Here is a 14,849-nt window from a genome sequence, read left to right on the forward strand (position 1 = left end):
CCGGTCCCGTCACCGCGCCCGGCGGGCCGCCGGCAGCAGGGCCGCCCGCCGCCACCGGTACTCCGAGCGGTGGTCGATGATCCCGAGCTCGGCGAAGAACTCCACCGCCTTACGGGCCCAGTCGGCCTTGGTCCGCTGCCAGTTCGGGTTCTCCGCGGCCGCCTGCCGGGCCGCCCGGGGGTCCAGGCCGGCCAGCGCGTACACCCGGGGGTGGATCACCTCGGCGACCGACTGCTGTGCCAGCAGGCCGAGCCCCTGCCGGAACAGCGCCTGCCGCGGGGCGCTCAGCCGGGCCCAGCGGCGCTCCAACTCCGGCTTGGCGTAACCGATGTGGCGGGCCTCCTCGATCACGTGGATCCGGGCCACCGAGCGGGCCAGCGGCTGCAGGCTCTCGTCCCGGACCATCTCGCGCTGCAGGGCGTCGGTGAACTCCTCCACGAAGATCGCGCCGGCGAAGGTCATGGTGGTGTCGTTGATCAGGAAGTGCAGCCGGCCGAGCCGCTGCGCCCGGCGGGTCGGCCGGGCGGACGGGTAGCCGGTCTTGGTCAGGTAGCGCGCGAACATGGTCGAGTGCCGGCACTCGTCGGCGACCTCGGTCAGCGCGTACTGCGCGTGCTTGGTGGTCAGGTCGCTCTCGTAGACGTGCCGGACCAGGCCCTCCATCAGGATCAGCTCGAACCAGATGCCCGCCGAGATCGTGCTGGCCAGCTCGTGGACGCTCAGCTGGGCCCGCTGCCGGTGCGTCATGGACTCCCAGAGCGGCGTGCCGTACAGCGACACGCGGTGCGGCGGGATCGCGAACTGGTCCGGGTCCAGCGGGGCGTCCCAGTCGATCTCGGTGAGCGGGTCGTGCGAGTGCTTGGCGGAGACCCGCAGCAGGCGCTCGGCGTTCAGCTCGCGCTCGGTGGCGGTGGTGTTCGGGGTGGCGGTGGTGTTCGGGACGGCACTCGTGCTGCCGGCGCTGGTGGCGCGGTCGTTCATCGGTCGGCTCCGGTGGGGGTGGCGGTGGGGGTGGGGGTGGCGCTCAACGGCCGGCCCCGCCGCCCGGGCGGTCCGGGGCGGCCGGGGGCATCGGGTGGCCCAGGGCCCGCAGGGCGAAGCCCGACAGGGCCGGGACGAGCTCCTCGGCCGGCCCGCCGTCGGCCAGCGGGCCGACCAGGGCCTCGCCGACGGCGCCGACCAGGGCGGCCGCGGTGAGCTGCGGATCCTGCGGGGGCAGCCGGCCGGCGGCCACGCCCTCGGCGATCAGACCGGCGATCAGGTCCCGGAAGGCCAGCCGGAAGACCAGCCGTTCGGCGTCCACCTCGGGATCGACCGGCTCGGCGAGCAGGGCGAACGCCAGTCGCGGGGCCCGGAGCGCCCGGCCCGCGAAGGTGCCGATCACCGAGGCCACCTGGGCCGGCAGGTCGCCGTCGAACGCGGCGGCCGCGCGCACCGCGGCCACCTCGCGGCCGACCACCTCGCGGAACAGCTCGGCCACCAGCTCGGCCTTGTTGGGGAAGCACCGGTAGACGCTGCCGGTGGCGATGCCCGCGCGCTGCGCGACTGCGGCCACCGAGCAGGCGGCGTAGCCGTGTTCGGAGAGCAGCGCGGTGGCGGCGGCGAGGACGCAGGCGCGCTGGGCGTCGAGCCGGGCCTGGGCGGCCGGGGTCCTGCGATAGGCCATGGCAAGAAGTGAAGCAGTGATTCAGTGCCTCATCAATACCCCTGCACGGCCTGATCCGCCGGCCGGCCAGCGCCCGCCCCGGGCCGCGGCGAGTCGGCCCCGGTGGGCGGCCGGCGGCGCCCGTCCCGCATGGTGAACCCGCCGCCGCGCCGCCCGGCGCACTGTTACGATCCCGGTGAGCCGCGACTGGCGCGACAGAGATGGAATCAACCATCGGGAAGCGGCTCCGTGTCTCACGTTGTCGCCGTGCGCCTGGGCCGTCCGAACCGAGCGAGGAGACCCCCTTGCCTGCCCAGGCCCCCGAGAACGCCGCCCCGCACACCTCCGCGTCGCCCGCCGCCAACACCGCCTTCCGCAGCGCCCTGGACGTGGTCCGCCAGGTCGAGCCGCGGATCGCCGACGCCATCGGCGCCGAGGTCGAGGACCAGCGCGCCTCCCTCAAGCTGATCGCCAGCGAGAACTACGCCTCGCCCGCCGTGCTGCTCGCGATGGGCAACTGGTTCAGCGACAAGTACGCCGAGGGCACCGTCGGCCGCCGCTTCTACGCCGGCTGCCGCAACGTCGACACCGTCGAGGCGCTCGCCGCCGAGCACGCCCGCGAGCTCTTCGGCGCCCAGCACACCTACGTCCAGCCGCACTCCGGCATCGACGCCAACCTGGTCGCCTTCTGGGCGGTGCTCTCCCAGCGGGTGGAGAGCCCGGCTCTGGCCCGCGCCCGGGCCCGGCACGTCAACGACCTCACCGAGCAGGACTGGGCGCAGCTGCGCCAGGAGCTCGGCAACCAGCGGATGCTGGGCATGTCCCTGGACACCGGCGGCCACCTCACCCACGGCTTCCGCCCCAACATCTCCGGCAAGATGTTCGAGCAGCGCAGCTACGGCACCGACCCGGCCACCGGCCTGATCGACTACGACGCACTGCGCGCCACCGCCCGCGAGTTCCGCCCGCTGATCCTGGTGGCCGGCTACTCCGCGTACCCCCGGCTGGTGAACTTCCGGCTGATGCGCGAGATCGCGGACGAGGTCGGCGCCACCCTGATGGTGGACATGGCCCACTTCGCCGGCCTGGTCGCGGGCAAGGTGCTCACCGGCGACTTCGACCCGGTGCCGCACGCGCAGATCGTCACCACCACGACCCACAAGTCGCTGCGCGGCCCGCGCGGCGGCATGGTGCTCTGCGAGTCGGAGCTGGCCGAGCACGTCGACCGGGGTTGCCCGATGGTGCTCGGCGGCCCGCTCTCGCACGTGATGGCGGCCAAGGCGGTGGCGTTCGCCGAGGCCCGCCGCCCCGAGTTCCAGGACTACGCCCGCCGGGTCGTCGAGAACGCCTCGGCGCTCGCCGAGGGCCTGCTGCGGCGCGGCGGCAAGCTGGTCACCGGCGGTACCGACAACCACCTGGTGCTGGCCGACGTCTCCGGCTACGGCCTGACCGGCCGTCAGGCCGAGGCGGCGCTGCTCGACGCGGGCATCGTCACCAACCGCAACGCCGTCCCGCAGGACCCGAACGGCGCCTGGTACACCTCCGGCGTCCGCCTCGGCACCCCCGCCCTGACCACCCGTGGCCTGGGCGTCGCGGAGATGGACGAGATCGCCGGCCTGATCGACACCGTGCTGCGCGGCACCACCCCGGTCACCGCCGCCTCCGGCGCGCCGTCCAAGGCCCAGTACGCGCTGGACGAGGCGCTGCGCGAGGGCGTGGCCAAGCGTTCCGCCGACCTGCTGGCGGGCTTCCCGTTGTACCCGGGCATCGACCTGGCCTGAGCCGGACGGGTGCCCCCGGCCGGCGCCGGCCGGCGCCGGCCGGGGCACCCGGGCAGCCGCCCCCGGACGGCCGCCCGCCGACTGCCGTCACCCGCGGTCGATCAGGAGCGCCCCCCAGGAGAACCAGGCAGTCGGATGACCGATGCCGCACCGGTGACTGCGACGCGACAGTGGTGTCGTCCGGCGAACGGACACGTCGGTTCCACACCCTGGGAGTTGTCACTGTGAAGAGGTTCTCCGGCAAGTTGGCGAAGACGGCGGGCGTCCTGGGCCTCGCCGTCGCCGCACTGACCACCGTGTCGGCCGCCCCGGCCACGGCGAGCAGCTCCGCCACGGCCGGCTGCACCAAGTACTACCGCTACGACAACATCCAGGTCCAGGTGGACAACTGCTCGGACGGCTGGGTCTGGATCTACACCGGGAAGGGCAGCTTCTCCAAGGGCATCGTGCACGTCACGAACAGCTACAACGGAGGCGAGGCGGGGGTGCTGGAGGCGGAGCAGGGCAAGTCCAACGCCTCCAAGTTCGTCCAGGTCAGGAGCATCACGATCTGCGGTGTCCAGCAGTACAGCTGGGCTCCCCCCACGTGGTGGACCTACTGCGCCAACACGATCACCCTGTGACCGCCCGGCCGTGAACGCGGGCGCGGCCCGCCGACGGTGTCGGCGGACCGCGGGACAGGCCCTAGCGGGCCGGCCGGGGCTCCGGGCTCCCGTACGAGGGGACGAGGGACAGCGGGAGTCCGGCGTCCAGCAGCGGGCCGTAGTCGAACCAGCCGACCAGCGCCGCCTCCTCGGGCGTCGCCGCGGCGCGGTCGGCGAAGGCGGCGGGCGCGGTGGAGGCCAGGGCGAGGGCGGCCGCGCCGAGGACGGGCAGCAGGCCGCGCAGCCGTACGCGCGGGACGGGCAGTCGAACGGGCAGTCGCATGGCGGTACTTCCTCACACCCGGGCGGCCGAGCCGGACAGTGGCTCTCGGTGCGGCCATGCTGTCAGCGGCCCGGTGCCGGGCGGCCGCGCGCCGCCCTGGGTGTCACCCGGACGACGCACGAACACCGCCCGCCCGGCCGCCGGGCCCGGCCCGGCGAGACCGCCCGGGAGCGTTGTCGGTGCCGGTCGTTACAGTCGGCCGGGTGTACGAGGACGACCGCGAGCCCGCCCGACCGGAGGAGACGGGCGGGTCGGGCGGGGCGGGCAGGACGGTACGTACGGGCGGGGCGGGCCGTGGGGCCGAGGCGGTCCGGCGCGCCGTCCTCGACCACGTGCTGGGCCTGATCGCCGGCGCGCCCTGGAGCGAGCAACTGGTGCTGCGGGGCAGCGCGGCCATGCTCGCCTGGGCCGGCACCGCCGCCCGCCCGCCCGGTGACCTGGACTTCGTGGTCCTGCCGTTCCCGGGCATTCCGGTCGACCGGCTGGACCCTTACCCCTACCTGGACCGGATCGGCCTGCTGCAGCAGTGGCCGGAGGCCGCCGACGGCGCGGCCGGGTACGAGATCTGGACCGACGGTGAGGCGGAGCACGAGACCCGCGGACTGCGCGCCGCCGTCCCGCCGGAGGGGCTCCGCTGGGAGTTCGGCCCGGAGGAGGGCGAGCCGGACCCGCGCGATCCGGGCCCGCCGTACGGCGATCTGCTCGACCTGCTGCGAAGGCGGCCGGAGGCGGCGCCCGGGGTACTCCTCGCCGCCGACCGGGCCCGCGAGGAGGGCAACTGGGCCTACGCCGGCGCCGGCGGCGGCCTGCCCGGGGTGCGGTTGCGGATCCCCTGGCAGGCGCGGGGGCTGCCGCCCGGCGAGCTGCAACTGGACTTCGCCCAGGACGAGCGCTTCCCCGAGCCGCCCGTCCTGACGGCGGTGCCCAGGGGCGACGGCGGCGGCCCGGCGGTCGTCCGGACGGCGAGCCGGGCGCTCTCGCTCGCCTGGAAGCTCCGCTGGCTGCACACCGACGCCACGGCCGACGGCTGGCCGCAGGCGAAGGACCTGTACGACGCCGTCCTGCTGGCGGAGGACGGGTGCACGGCGCTGTCGCCCCGCCTGCTGCGGACGGTCCTCGGGCCCGCCCGGGCGCGGGCGGGCCTGCGACCGGACGCCCTCCGCGTCCGGGAGGCCGACTGGGCGGCGTTCCGCGCGGACCACCCCGGGGCCCGGGGAACGGCGGAGCAGTGGCGGGCCCGGCTGGGCACCGCGCTGGCCCCGGTGCTCGCGGGCCCGGCCCCCCGCCGGCCCTGACCGGGGGGTGACTCTCGGTCAGGGCGGCCCGGACGGCTCAGAACACCACCAGCGAGCGGCCGCCGCGGCCCGCCGCCATCCGGTCGAAGGCGGCCGGGATCTCGTCCAGCGTGATCCGGTCGGTGATCAGCGACTCCAGGTCGAGGCGGCCGGCCCGGACGTGCTCCGCGAGCACCGGGACGTCCTTCACCGGGTCGCTGTTGCCGTAGACGCAGGCGCTGAGGGTCCGGGCGAAGTGGAAGACCTCCAGGGCGGAGAAGGAGACCAGGTCGTCCTTGCCGCCGATGCCGACCACCGTGGTGCGCCCGCCGCGCCGGGTGGCGGACCAAGCCGTCCGGATGGTGCTCGCCCGGCCGGCGCACTCGAAGGCGTGGTCGGCGCCGTGCCCGCCGGTCAGCTGCCGCACCCCCTTGGCGGTCCGCTCGTCCGACAGCAGGAAGTCCGTCGCGCCGTGGCGGCGGGCCAGTTCCTCCTTCTCCGGGGTGACGTCCACCGCGACGATCGGGCCCGCCCCGGCGATCCGGGCGGCCTGCAGCACGGCCAGGCCCACCCCGCCGAGGCCGAGCACCACCACCGACTCCCCGGCCCGGACCCGGGCCGCGTTGTGCACCGCGCCGTAGCCGGTGAGCACGGCGCAGCCGAGCAGCGCGGCGGCGGCCAGCGGCACGCCGTCCGGCAGCGGGATCAGGGCGCGCTCGGCGACCAGGGTCTCCTCGGCGAAGGCGGCCACGCCGAGGCCCGGGTGGACGCCGGTGCCGTCGGCGAGCGCCGCGTACGGTTCGGTGGAGGCACCCGCGGCGTTCTCGCAGAGCCACGGCTCGCCCAGCGAGCAGAGATGGCAGCTGCCGCAGGCGGGCGCCCAGTTGAGGACGACCGCGTCGCCGGGGCGGACCGAGGTGACGCCCTCGCCGACGGCCGTCACGGTGCCGGAGCCCTCGTGGCCGAGGACCACGGGGGTGGCGGCCCGCAGCAGGCCGGTGGCCAGCGACAGGTCGGAGTGGCAGACGCCGGCGGCGGCCAGCTTCACCCGGACCTGACCGGGGCCGGGGGCGGGCAGGTCGATCTCGACCAGCTCCAGCGGGCGGCCGGGGGCGGTGAGCAGGGCGGCGCGGACCATGGGTCTTCCTCGGATTTCGTCGGGCCCGGGGGGACGCCGGGGCGGGGGATCGGCGACGGCGGGGGATCGGCGACGGCGGGGGATTGGCGACGGCGGGGCCGGCGGGTCAGAACTGCAGCGACTTCGGCTGGAGGAACTCCTCCAGGCCGTGCCGCCCCAGCTCGCGGCCGAGGCCCGAGCCCTTCCAGCCGCCGAAGGGGGCCAGCGGGTTGAAGCGCCCGCCGTTGATGTCGACCTGGCCGGTGTCCATCCGCCGGGCGAAGGCGACGGCGGTCTCCTCGTCGGCCGCCCAGACGCTGCCGGCCAGGCCGTACCGGGTGCCGTTGGCGATCTCCAGGGCGTGCTCCTCGTCGCGGTAGCCGAGGATCGAGAGTACCGGGCCGAAGATCTCCTCCTGGGCGACCGCCATCCCCGGTGTGACGTCGGCCAGCACGGTGGGGCGGACGTAGAAGCCGGTGTCGAGGCCCTCGGGGGCCTCCGGGCCGCCGGCCACCAGCCGGGCGCCCTCGGCCAGGGCACCGCGGATGTGGCCGCGGACCCGCTCGCGCTGCCCGGCGCTGACAACCGGGCCGACCCTGGTCGCCGGGTCCGAGGGGTCGCCGGGCAGGTACTTGGCGGCGGCCTTGGCGGCGATCGCGACGGCCTCCTCGTACTGGTCCTGGTGGACCAGCAGCCTGGTCCAGGCGCTGCAGGTCTGGCCGGAGTTGGCGAAGACGTTGCCGACGTTGACGTTCACCGCGCGGGCCAGGTCGGCGCCCGGCAGCACCACGTTGGCGGACTTTCCGCCCAGCTCCAGGGCGACCCGCTTGATGCCGCGCCCGGCGGTCTCGGCGACGGTCCGGCCGACGGCGGTGGAGCCGGTGAAGGAGACCAGGTCGACGTCCGGGTGCCCGGCGAGGGCGGCGCCGGCGACCGGGCCGAGGCCGGTCACCAGGTTGAAGACCCCGGCCGGGAAGCCAGCCTCGTGCACCAGCCGGGCGAACAGCCGGGCCACCAGCGGGGTGTCCTCGGCGGGCTTGAGGACGACGGTGCAGCCGGCCGCGAGGGCGGGCACCACCTTGGCGACGATCTGGTGCAGCGGGTAGTTCCAGGGGGTGATGGCGGCGACCACGCCGACGGGCTCCGCGAACACGGTGGAGTTGCCGGTCCGCTCCTGGAACTCGTACCCGGCCAGGATGCCCAGGTAGGAGTCGGCGACGGCGAGCGGCAGCCCGGCCTGGACGGCGGTGGCGAAGCCGATCGGGCAGCCGAGTTCGGCGACCACCGTCGCGGCGATCTCGCCCTGGGCGGCGGCCAGGCCGTCCCGCAGCCGGGTCAGCGGCGCCAGTCGCTGCTCGGGGGTGGTGGCGCCCCAGCCGCGGGCGGCGGCCCGGGCCGCGCGGACGGCGGCGTCCACGTCCGCGGGGCCACCGGCCGGGACGGTGGCGAGGACCTGCTCGGTGGCCGGGTCGAGCACCGGCAGGGGGTCGGCGCCGAGGGAGGGACGCCAGGCTCCGCCGATGTACTGGTCGGTGTGCTGCGGCACGAGGGTGGTCCTTTCCTGGGCCGGCCCGGCGGATGCCGCACCGTGTCATAACTAGCGATGCTAGTTAACGCCGGGCGTCCCCGGCGGCGCAAGGGTTCCCCGCCGTGGAGGGGGTGTCACCGCGAGGCCCGCCGGGTGCCGCAGGAGCAGCGCCGGGGCACTATGAACCGGGTGTATAAACCGAGTGTATAGTCGCCGGCATGTCACTCGGACACACCATCCTCGGGCTCTTGGAGTCCCGGCCGCGCCACGGGTACGACCTGAAGCGCGCCTACGACGAGCGCTTCGGGCGCACCCGCTCCCTGCACTACGGGCAGGTCTACTCGACCCTCTCCAGACTGCTCAAGAACGGTCTGGTCGAGGTCGAGGGGGTGGAGGCCGGCGACGGCCCCGACCGCAAGCGCTACACCATCACCGAGGCGGGCGTCACCGACGTCGCCGAGTGGCTCACCCGCCCCGAGAGCCCCGAGCCGTACCTGCAGAACACCCTGTACGCCAAGGTCGTCCTCGCCATGCTGACCGGGCGCCGCCCGCAGGACGTCCTGGACGTCCAGCGGACCGAGCACCTGCGCCAGATGCGCGAACTGACCCGGCGCAAGCTCGACGGCGACCTCGCCGACCAGCTCATCTGCGACCACGCCCTGTTCCACCTGGAGGCCGACCTGCGCTGGCTGGAACTGACCGCCGCGCGCCTGGACGACCTGAAGCGGGAGGTCCGGCCCTGATGCCGATCCACTCCCTCGAACCGGTCGGCGAGGGCGCCGGGCTGGCCCCCGCGCCGGCCGTGCCCGCGCCCGCCCGGGCCGCCCGCCCCGCGCCGCCCGCGCACGGGCCGCTCCCGGACGGCGCCGACCTGCTCACCGCCACCGGACTGCGCAAGAGCTTCGGCCCGACCACCGCCCTGGACGGCGCCTCGCTCTCGGTCGCCCCCGGCGAACTCCTCGCCGTGATGGGCGCGTCCGGCTCCGGCAAGTCCACCCTGCTGCACTGCCTCGCCGGCATCACCCGGCCCGACGGCGGCACCGTCGACTACCGCGGGCAGGACCTCGCCGGGCTCTCCGACGCCCGGCGCAGCGCCCTGCGCAGGACCGAGTTCGGGTTCCTCTTCCAGTTCGGCCAGCTCGTCCCCGAACTCTCCTGCCTGGAGAACGTCGCCCTCCCGCTGCGGCTGGCCGGCCTGCGCCGCCGCCCGGCCGAGGACCGGGCCTGGGAGTGGCTGGAGCGCCTGGAGGTGGCCGACGCCGCCGGCAAGCGGCCGGGCGAGGTCTCGGGCGGCCAGGGCCAGCGCGCCGCCGTCGCCCGGGCCCTGGTCACCGGACCGCGGGTCGTTTTCGCCGACGAGCCGACCGGCTCCCTCGACTCGCTGAACGGCGAACGCGTGCTGCAGCTGCTGCGCCGGGCCGCCAAGGACTCCGGCGCCGCCGTCGTGCTGGTCACCCACGAGCCGCGGGTGGCCGCCTACGCCGACCGGGAGATCGTGGTCCGCGACGGCCGCACCGTGGACCTGGGAGCGGGACGGTGACGCGACGCCGGACACCGCCGGACGCCGGGACGCTGCGCCGGCCGGCCCTCGGCCAGCTCGCTATGGGCGCCCGGCTCGCCGTGACCGGGGGCCGGGACAGCGTGCTCCGCACCGTGCTGACCGCGCTCGGCGTCGGCCTCGGCGTGGCCGTACTGCTGTCCGCCTCGGCGATCCCCGCCATGAAGCACCACCGCGACGACCGGATCCACGCCCTGGTCGACACCATGCACGGCCGGGACGACATGCCCCGCTCGGCCGCCACCCTGCTGCTGCTCGACGCCGACACCGAGTACCGGGACACCGTGGTCCGGGGCCGGTACGTCCGGCCGGAGGGCCCGGAGGCACCCCTGCCGCCCGGCCTCGGACGGTTCCCCGAGCCCGGCCGGATGTTCGTCTCGCCCGCCCTGCGCGACCTGCTCGGCTCGCCCGAGGGCGCGCTGCTGCGCGAGCGCCTGCCGGCCCCGATCACCGGCGAGGTGGGCGAGGCCGGCCTGACCGGCCCGCGGGACCTCACCTTCTGGATCGGCAGCGACACCCTCACGGTCAAGGGCGCCGCCGACCCGTCGGCGGCGGGCACCGGGGGCGGGCCGGCCCGGGACGGCGCCACCCGCCTGGACACCTTCGGCGACCGCTACCCGCCGCGGGACCTCGAACCCCTCCTGCTGCTGCTGAGCGTGGTCGGCATCGCCGTCCTGCTGACCCCCGTGGCGCTGTTCGTGGCCGCCGCGACCCGGTTCGGCGGCGAGGCCCGCGACCGCCGGCTCGCCGCGCTGCGGCTGGCCGGCGCCGACCGGGCCATGACCGCCCGGATCGCCGCCGGCGAATCGCTGGCCGGCGCCGTGCTCGGCCTCGCCCTGGGCTGGCTGTTCTTCCTGCTGGGACGGCAGCTGGGCGAGCACGTCGCGGTCAACGGCGTGAGCGTCTTCGCGCGGGACGTGGACCCCCAGCCGCTGCTCGCCGTCCTCGTGACGGCGGCGGTGCCGGTGCTCGCGGTCGGGGTCGCCCTGGTGGCGATGCGGCCGGTCGCCGTCGAGCCGCTGGGCCTGGTCAGGGCCGCCCGTCCGGTCCGGCGGCGGATGTGGTGGCGGCTCGCGGTGCCGGCGGCCGGCGCGGCGCTGCTCGCCGTCGTCGCCGCCGGTGCGACCCGGAACGCCGGGGGCCTCGCCGTGGAGGCGGGGAGCCTGACGGCGGCCGTCGGTCTCGGGGCGTACACCGACCCGCTGGCCCTGACCGCCCTGGTGGCCGGGCTGGTGCTGCTGCTGATCGGGCTGGCCGTCCTGCTGCCCGCGCTGCTCGACCTGGTCACCGGCCGGCTCGCCGGTGGCCCGCCGTCCTGGCAGCTGGCCGTCCGCCGGCTCCGGCTGAGCGGCGGTTCGGCGGCCCGCGGCACCGCCGCAGTGGTGGTCGCCGTCGCCGGGGCGATCGCGCTGCAGAGCCTGTTCAGCGGCGTCGCCGCCGACGAGGCGGCCAGGGTCGACCGGTCGGCCGCCGAGCTGGGGCTGTCCGGCGGGGTCTCGCCGACCGCCCGGCTGACCTTCTTCCGGGAAGGCGGGCGGAGCGCCGAGTACGCGGGACGGCTGCGCGGCGCCGCCGGCACCACCGCGGTGATCGGCTACGACGACCTGTTCCTGACCGCCGGGGCGTCCGGCGGGCGGGCCAGGGTGATGGTCGGTGACTGCGCGGCGCTGAGCACTGTCGCGGTGCTGGCGTCCTGCGCCGACGGGAGCGTCTTCCTGCGCGGCGCCGAGGGGGACGAGGCCGCGCCCCGCCCGGGCACGACGCTGGCGCCGGTGTACGCCGATCCGGCGGCGCCCGGCTGGCGCCTGCCGGCCGAGCTGCCCGCGGCCCCCGCCCGCGACACCCCGTTCGTCCGGGGGCCCGGCGCGCTGCTGCTCGCCACCCCCGGGGCGGTGCCGCCGCAGTTGCTGGCCGCCGCCGACGGGGTGGTCGAGCTGGCCGTCGACCCGGCCCTGCCCGACGCCCGCGACCTGGTCCGGAACGCCGTCGCGGACGTCCTGCCGGGGGCCCGGCCGGCCTTCGCCGACCGGTGGGCGGACCGCCCCGACCGGGCCTTCCGGAGCGTGGCTCGGGTGCTGACCGCCGCGGTGACGATCACGCTGCTGATCGTCGCGGCCAGCATGCTGGTCGGGCTGCAGGAGCAACTCCGCGAGCGGCGAAGGGTGCTGGCCGCGCTGTCGGCCTTCGGCACCGGCCGCCGGACGCTCGGCGGGTCCGTCCTGTGGCAGAGCGCGGTTCCCTTGCTGCTGGGTCTGGTGCCGGCGGCGGCGGTCGGGGCGGGGCTCGGCGGCGTCCTGCTCCGAATCGCCGGGCTGCCGGTGCGCATCGTCTGGACGGGGGTGCTGGGGATGGCGGGCACGGCCGCTGCGGCCGTCCTCGGCGTCACCGTGCTGACGCTGCCGGTGCTGTTCCGGACGGCGCGGCCGGACGGGCTCCGCTTCGAGTGAGCGGGCCGGATGGGCCGGCACGGCCCGGGCGGGTGGAGACACCCGGCCCGGGCCGTCGTGCGTCCGGGCCGGTGCCCGGTGGCGCCCCGGGGGTCAGGGCGTCGGCTGGACGTCGCCGACCGTCACCGTCCGGCCGCCGGCGCCGCTGGTCAGGTCGCCCGGCGGGATGCCGGGGTGGTGCCGGGAGGCGTCCTGGTCCGTCGCGGGGGCGGGGTGGCCCGGGTCGGCGAGGGAGATCCGGGACACGATCCGGTAGCGGTCGCCGCGGTACAGCGAGTGCACGTACTCCACCGGCCGGCCGGCCCCGTCGGTGGTCAGCCGCTCGAAGAGCAGCGCGGGGGAGAGCACGGGGACGCTGAGCAGCCGTGCCTCCCGTTCGCTGGTGACGGTCGGTTCGATGGACTGGACGGCCTGGTGCACCTGGATGCCGTGCTGGTCCCGGAGGAGTTCGTAGAAGTCCCCGGATTCCATGTCCGCCGGTGTCAGTCCCGGCACCAGGGCGGCGGGCACGTGCAGGTGCTCGATCGCCATCGGTTCGCCGTCGACCAGCCGCAGCCGGGCGATGTAGACGATTTCGGCCGCGGGCGAGATGTGCAGTTTCCGGCCGACCCGGGCACCCGCCTGGATGACGGAGAACTCCAGCACCCGGCTGGCCCAGCTGCCGGCGGCGCGCGGCAGCACGAACGCGCTGTCCTCACCGGCCATCGCCAGTTCCTGGGTGATCTTGGCCGGTGCCACGAACATGCCCCGGCCGTGCTCACGCACGATCAGCCCGGTGGTGACGAGTTCGTCCACCGCCGCCCGCAGGGTCGGCCGGGAGACCCCGAGTTGTTCGCACAGGGCTCGTTCGGAGGGGATCGGGTCGCCGGCCGCCTGCGATTCGACGAGATTCCTGAGGTAGTCGCGAACTCGCGTGCGCTTGAGAACGGGACCGGAGTCCTCGGCGCCCATGGACGGATCTCCTTTTTCTGCGGTCGGATATATGACCAGCTGAGACTAGCCAGATGTTGACCAGTTTGCCAGTGCCGGGCGGCCGGAGTGGCCCCGTTTCCGTTGTTGTTGCCCGGTCAGCCCCCGGTTGAGGGTCGCGACAGTCACATTGACCAGATGCTGACCAGTTGGCCGGTTACTCGGATGTTTCCGGGAGATCCGCCCCGTCCGTAGGTCTTGACGCGCCAAGTGGTCCATGCCACCTTCTCTTACCAGTGCCGCTCCAGTCGGCAACTGGTAAGTTCCACCGCTCCCCTTCGAGGTGACCTCCTCCATGAGACCCCCCGCGCCCTCCCGCTCGCGCTCCGCCGCCGCCCTCGCCATAGCCGCCGTGCTGGCCCTCACCGGCCTCACCGCCTGCTCCTCGTCCTCCGGCAGCGGTTCCGGCGGCTCCGACGCCGCCGCGCCGTCCCGGCTGACGGTCTGGATCATGCGGGACAGCGTCTCCGACGGCTTCCTCCAGCGCTTCCGGGCCGACTACGAGAACACCCACGCGGGCACCACCCTGGACATCCAGATCCAGGAGTGGGACGGCATCGGGCAGAAGATCACCAGCGCGCTGGCCAGCAAGGACGCCCCGGACGTCATCGAGGTCGGCAACACCCAGGTGGCGCAGTACGCGGCCAGCGGCGGCGTCAAGGACCTCTCCGACAAGGTCACCGACCTCCAGGGCGGCGACTGGATCCCGGGCCTCGCCGAACCCGGGAAGATCGACGGCAAGCAGTACGGCATCCCCTGGTACGCCGCCAACCGGGTCGTCATCTACCACAAGGACCTCTTCGCGCAGGCCGGCATCAGCACCCCGCCGAAGACCCGCGACGAGTGGATCGCCGACACCACCAAGCTCAACACCGGTGGCAACGACGGCATCTACCTCAGCGGCCAGACCTGGTACGCGCTGGCCGGCTTCGTCTGGGACGAGGGCGGCGACCTGGCGGCCAAGGGCGCCGACGGCAAGTGGAAGGGCACCCTGGACACCCCGCAGGCCAAGGCCGGGATGGAGTTCTACCAGAAGCTCCAGGCCCTCGGCAGCGGCCCGAAGGACTCCGACGAGGCCAAGCCGCTGCAGGCCGAGGTGTTCGCCAAGGGCAAGAGCGCGCAGGTCATCTCCACCCCGGGCGGCGCGGCCGCGATCATCAAGGCCAACCCCGCGCTCAAGGACAAGCTGGGCTTCTTCCCGATCCCCGGCAAGACCGCGGACAAGCCCGGCGCGGTCTTCACCGGCGGCTCCGACCTGGTGATCCCCGAGTCCTCCAAGCACCAGGGCGCCGCCTACGAGGTGATCAAGGCACTGGCCGGTGAGAAGTGGCAGACGGACATGGCCAAGGAGATGAGCTACGTCCCCAACCGGACCTCGCTGGCCGGCGCGCTCGCCGGCAACGAGGGCGCCTCGGCGATGGCCGCCGGCGCGGTGAACGGCCACGCCACGCCCAACTCCCCGAACTGGGCCGCGGTCGAGGCGAACAACCCGATCAAGCAGTACATGACCCAGGTGCTCACCGGGGCCGATCCCTCCGCCGCGGGCCGGTCCGCCACCGAGTCCATCACCAAGGCCCTCAACAGCACCTCCTGACGGGAGTCA

13 protein-coding genes and 1 riboswitch are annotated in these 14,849 nt (G+C 75.1%); of the genes, 7 read left to right on the forward strand and 6 right to left on the reverse strand.

Features of this window, described 5'->3' with window-relative positions:
- Nucleotides 1-9: 9 nt before the first annotated feature.
- A complete protein-coding gene (locus J2S46_RS32160) occupies nt 10-981 on the reverse strand; it encodes an AurF N-oxygenase family protein (RefSeq protein ID WP_191288043.1) in 972 nt (323 codons plus the stop codon).
- Between the two features lie 43 nt (nt 982-1,024).
- Nucleotides 1,025-1,666, reverse strand: coding sequence for a TetR/AcrR family transcriptional regulator (locus J2S46_RS32165; RefSeq protein ID WP_191288044.1), 642 nt, complete (start codon nt 1,664-1,666; stop codon nt 1,025-1,027).
- Nucleotides 1,667-1,838: 172 nt separating this feature from the next.
- A riboswitch (ZMP/ZTP riboswitch) is annotated at nt 1,839-1,931 on the forward strand.
- A gap of 19 nt (nt 1,932-1,950) precedes the next feature.
- Here J2S46_RS32165 and J2S46_RS32170 point away from each other — a divergent pair.
- Both J2S46_RS32170 and J2S46_RS32175 read left to right on the forward strand, forming a co-directional pair.
- On the forward strand, nt 1,951-3,426 hold the full coding sequence (locus tag J2S46_RS32170; protein WP_307351977.1) for a glycine hydroxymethyltransferase: 1,476 nt from the start codon (nt 1,951-1,953) through the stop codon (nt 3,424-3,426).
- Nucleotides 3,427-3,650: 224 nt separating this feature from the next.
- Nucleotides 3,651-4,049 carry a hypothetical protein gene (locus J2S46_RS32175; protein WP_191288046.1) on the forward strand — a complete coding sequence of 133 codons (399 nt, stop codon included), beginning with the start codon at nt 3,651-3,653 and terminating at the stop codon, nt 4,047-4,049.
- A gap of 61 nt (nt 4,050-4,110) precedes the next feature.
- Here J2S46_RS32175 and J2S46_RS32180 read toward each other — a convergent pair whose 3' ends face one another.
- Nucleotides 4,111-4,353 (reverse strand): hypothetical protein, encoded by a 243-nt coding sequence (locus tag J2S46_RS32180; RefSeq protein ID WP_191288047.1) that lies wholly within the window; start codon nt 4,351-4,353, stop codon nt 4,111-4,113.
- A 203-nt stretch (nt 4,354-4,556) separates the two neighbouring features.
- Between J2S46_RS32180 and J2S46_RS32185 the strand changes: the two genes are divergently transcribed.
- The gene (locus tag J2S46_RS32185) at nt 4,557-5,648 is read left to right on the forward strand and encodes a nucleotidyl transferase AbiEii/AbiGii toxin family protein (RefSeq protein ID WP_370882269.1); all 1,092 of its coding nucleotides are present in this window, start codon (nt 4,557-4,559) and stop codon (nt 5,646-5,648) included.
- Nucleotides 5,649-5,685: 37 nt separating this feature from the next.
- On the opposite strand, the gene J2S46_RS32190 is transcribed toward J2S46_RS32185, so the two are convergent.
- Together J2S46_RS32190 and J2S46_RS32195 are read right to left on the reverse strand one after the other, a co-directional pair.
- Nucleotides 5,686-6,765, reverse strand: a complete 1,080-nt coding sequence (locus J2S46_RS32190) for an alcohol dehydrogenase catalytic domain-containing protein (protein ID WP_191288048.1) — start codon at nt 6,763-6,765, stop codon at nt 5,686-5,688.
- Nucleotides 6,766-6,871: 106 nt separating this feature from the next.
- Nucleotides 6,872-8,290 (reverse strand): aldehyde dehydrogenase family protein, encoded by a 1,419-nt coding sequence (locus J2S46_RS32195; protein WP_191288049.1) that lies wholly within the window; start codon nt 8,288-8,290, stop codon nt 6,872-6,874.
- A gap of 200 nt (nt 8,291-8,490) precedes the next feature.
- On the opposite strand from J2S46_RS32195, the gene J2S46_RS32200 reads away from it, so the two are divergent.
- From J2S46_RS32200 to J2S46_RS32210, 3 genes are read left to right on the forward strand one after another with little or no spacing between them, the layout of a single operon-like run.
- Nucleotides 8,491-9,015 (forward strand): PadR family transcriptional regulator, encoded by a 525-nt coding sequence (locus J2S46_RS32200; RefSeq protein WP_191288050.1) that lies wholly within the window; start codon nt 8,491-8,493, stop codon nt 9,013-9,015.
- The gene (locus tag J2S46_RS32205) at nt 9,015-9,812 is read left to right on the forward strand and encodes an ABC transporter ATP-binding protein (RefSeq protein WP_191288051.1); all 798 of its coding nucleotides are present in this window, start codon (nt 9,015-9,017) and stop codon (nt 9,810-9,812) included. Before J2S46_RS32200 ends, J2S46_RS32205 begins: the two co-directional genes overlap by 1 nt.
- Complete coding sequence (locus J2S46_RS32210; protein ID WP_229912026.1) at nt 9,809-12,277, forward strand: FtsX-like permease family protein; 2,469 nt, start codon at nt 9,809-9,811, stop codon at nt 12,275-12,277. Before J2S46_RS32205 ends, J2S46_RS32210 begins: the two co-directional genes overlap by 4 nt.
- Nucleotides 12,278-12,370: 93 nt before the next feature.
- On the opposite strand, the gene J2S46_RS32215 is transcribed toward J2S46_RS32210, so the two are convergent.
- Nucleotides 12,371-13,228, reverse strand: a complete 858-nt coding sequence (locus J2S46_RS32215; RefSeq protein ID WP_073921639.1) for a GntR family transcriptional regulator — start codon at nt 13,226-13,228, stop codon at nt 12,371-12,373.
- Between the two features lie 313 nt (nt 13,229-13,541).
- Between J2S46_RS32215 and J2S46_RS32220 the strand changes: the two genes are divergently transcribed.
- The gene (locus tag J2S46_RS32220) at nt 13,542-14,840 is read left to right on the forward strand and encodes an extracellular solute-binding protein (RefSeq protein WP_191288052.1); all 1,299 of its coding nucleotides are present in this window, start codon (nt 13,542-13,544) and stop codon (nt 14,838-14,840) included.
- The last annotated feature ends 9 nt before the right edge of the window (nt 14,841-14,849 follow it).

Source organism: Kitasatospora herbaricolor (genome assembly GCF_030813695.1).
In the GTDB taxonomy this organism is placed as follows: domain Bacteria; phylum Actinomycetota; class Actinomycetes; order Streptomycetales; family Streptomycetaceae; genus Kitasatospora; species Kitasatospora herbaricolor.

Bases quoted from the DNA above. Each gene is read 5' to 3' on its own strand.
- J2S46_RS32160 (WP_191288043.1), bottom strand. From the start codon at position 981: ATGAACGACCGCGCCACCAGCGCCGGCAGCACGAGTGCCGTCCCGAAC.
- J2S46_RS32165 (WP_191288044.1), bottom strand. From the start codon at position 1,666: ATGGCCTATCGCAGGACCCCGGCCGCCCAGGCCCGGCTCGACGCCCAG.
- J2S46_RS32180 (WP_191288047.1), bottom strand. From the start codon at position 4,353: ATGCGACTGCCCGTTCGACTGCCCGTCCCGCGCGTACGGCTGCGCGGC.
- J2S46_RS32190 (WP_191288048.1), bottom strand. From the start codon at position 6,765: ATGGTCCGCGCCGCCCTGCTCACCGCCCCCGGCCGCCCGCTGGAGCTG.
- J2S46_RS32200 (WP_191288050.1), top strand. From the start codon at position 8,491: ATGTCACTCGGACACACCATCCTCGGGCTCTTGGAGTCCCGGCCGCGC.
- J2S46_RS32205 (WP_191288051.1), top strand. From the start codon at position 9,015: ATGCCGATCCACTCCCTCGAACCGGTCGGCGAGGGCGCCGGGCTGGCC.
- J2S46_RS32215 (WP_073921639.1), bottom strand. From the start codon at position 13,228: ATGGGCGCCGAGGACTCCGGTCCCGTTCTCAAGCGCACGCGAGTTCGC.
- J2S46_RS32220 (WP_191288052.1), top strand. From the start codon at position 13,542: ATGAGACCCCCCGCGCCCTCCCGCTCGCGCTCCGCCGCCGCCCTCGCC.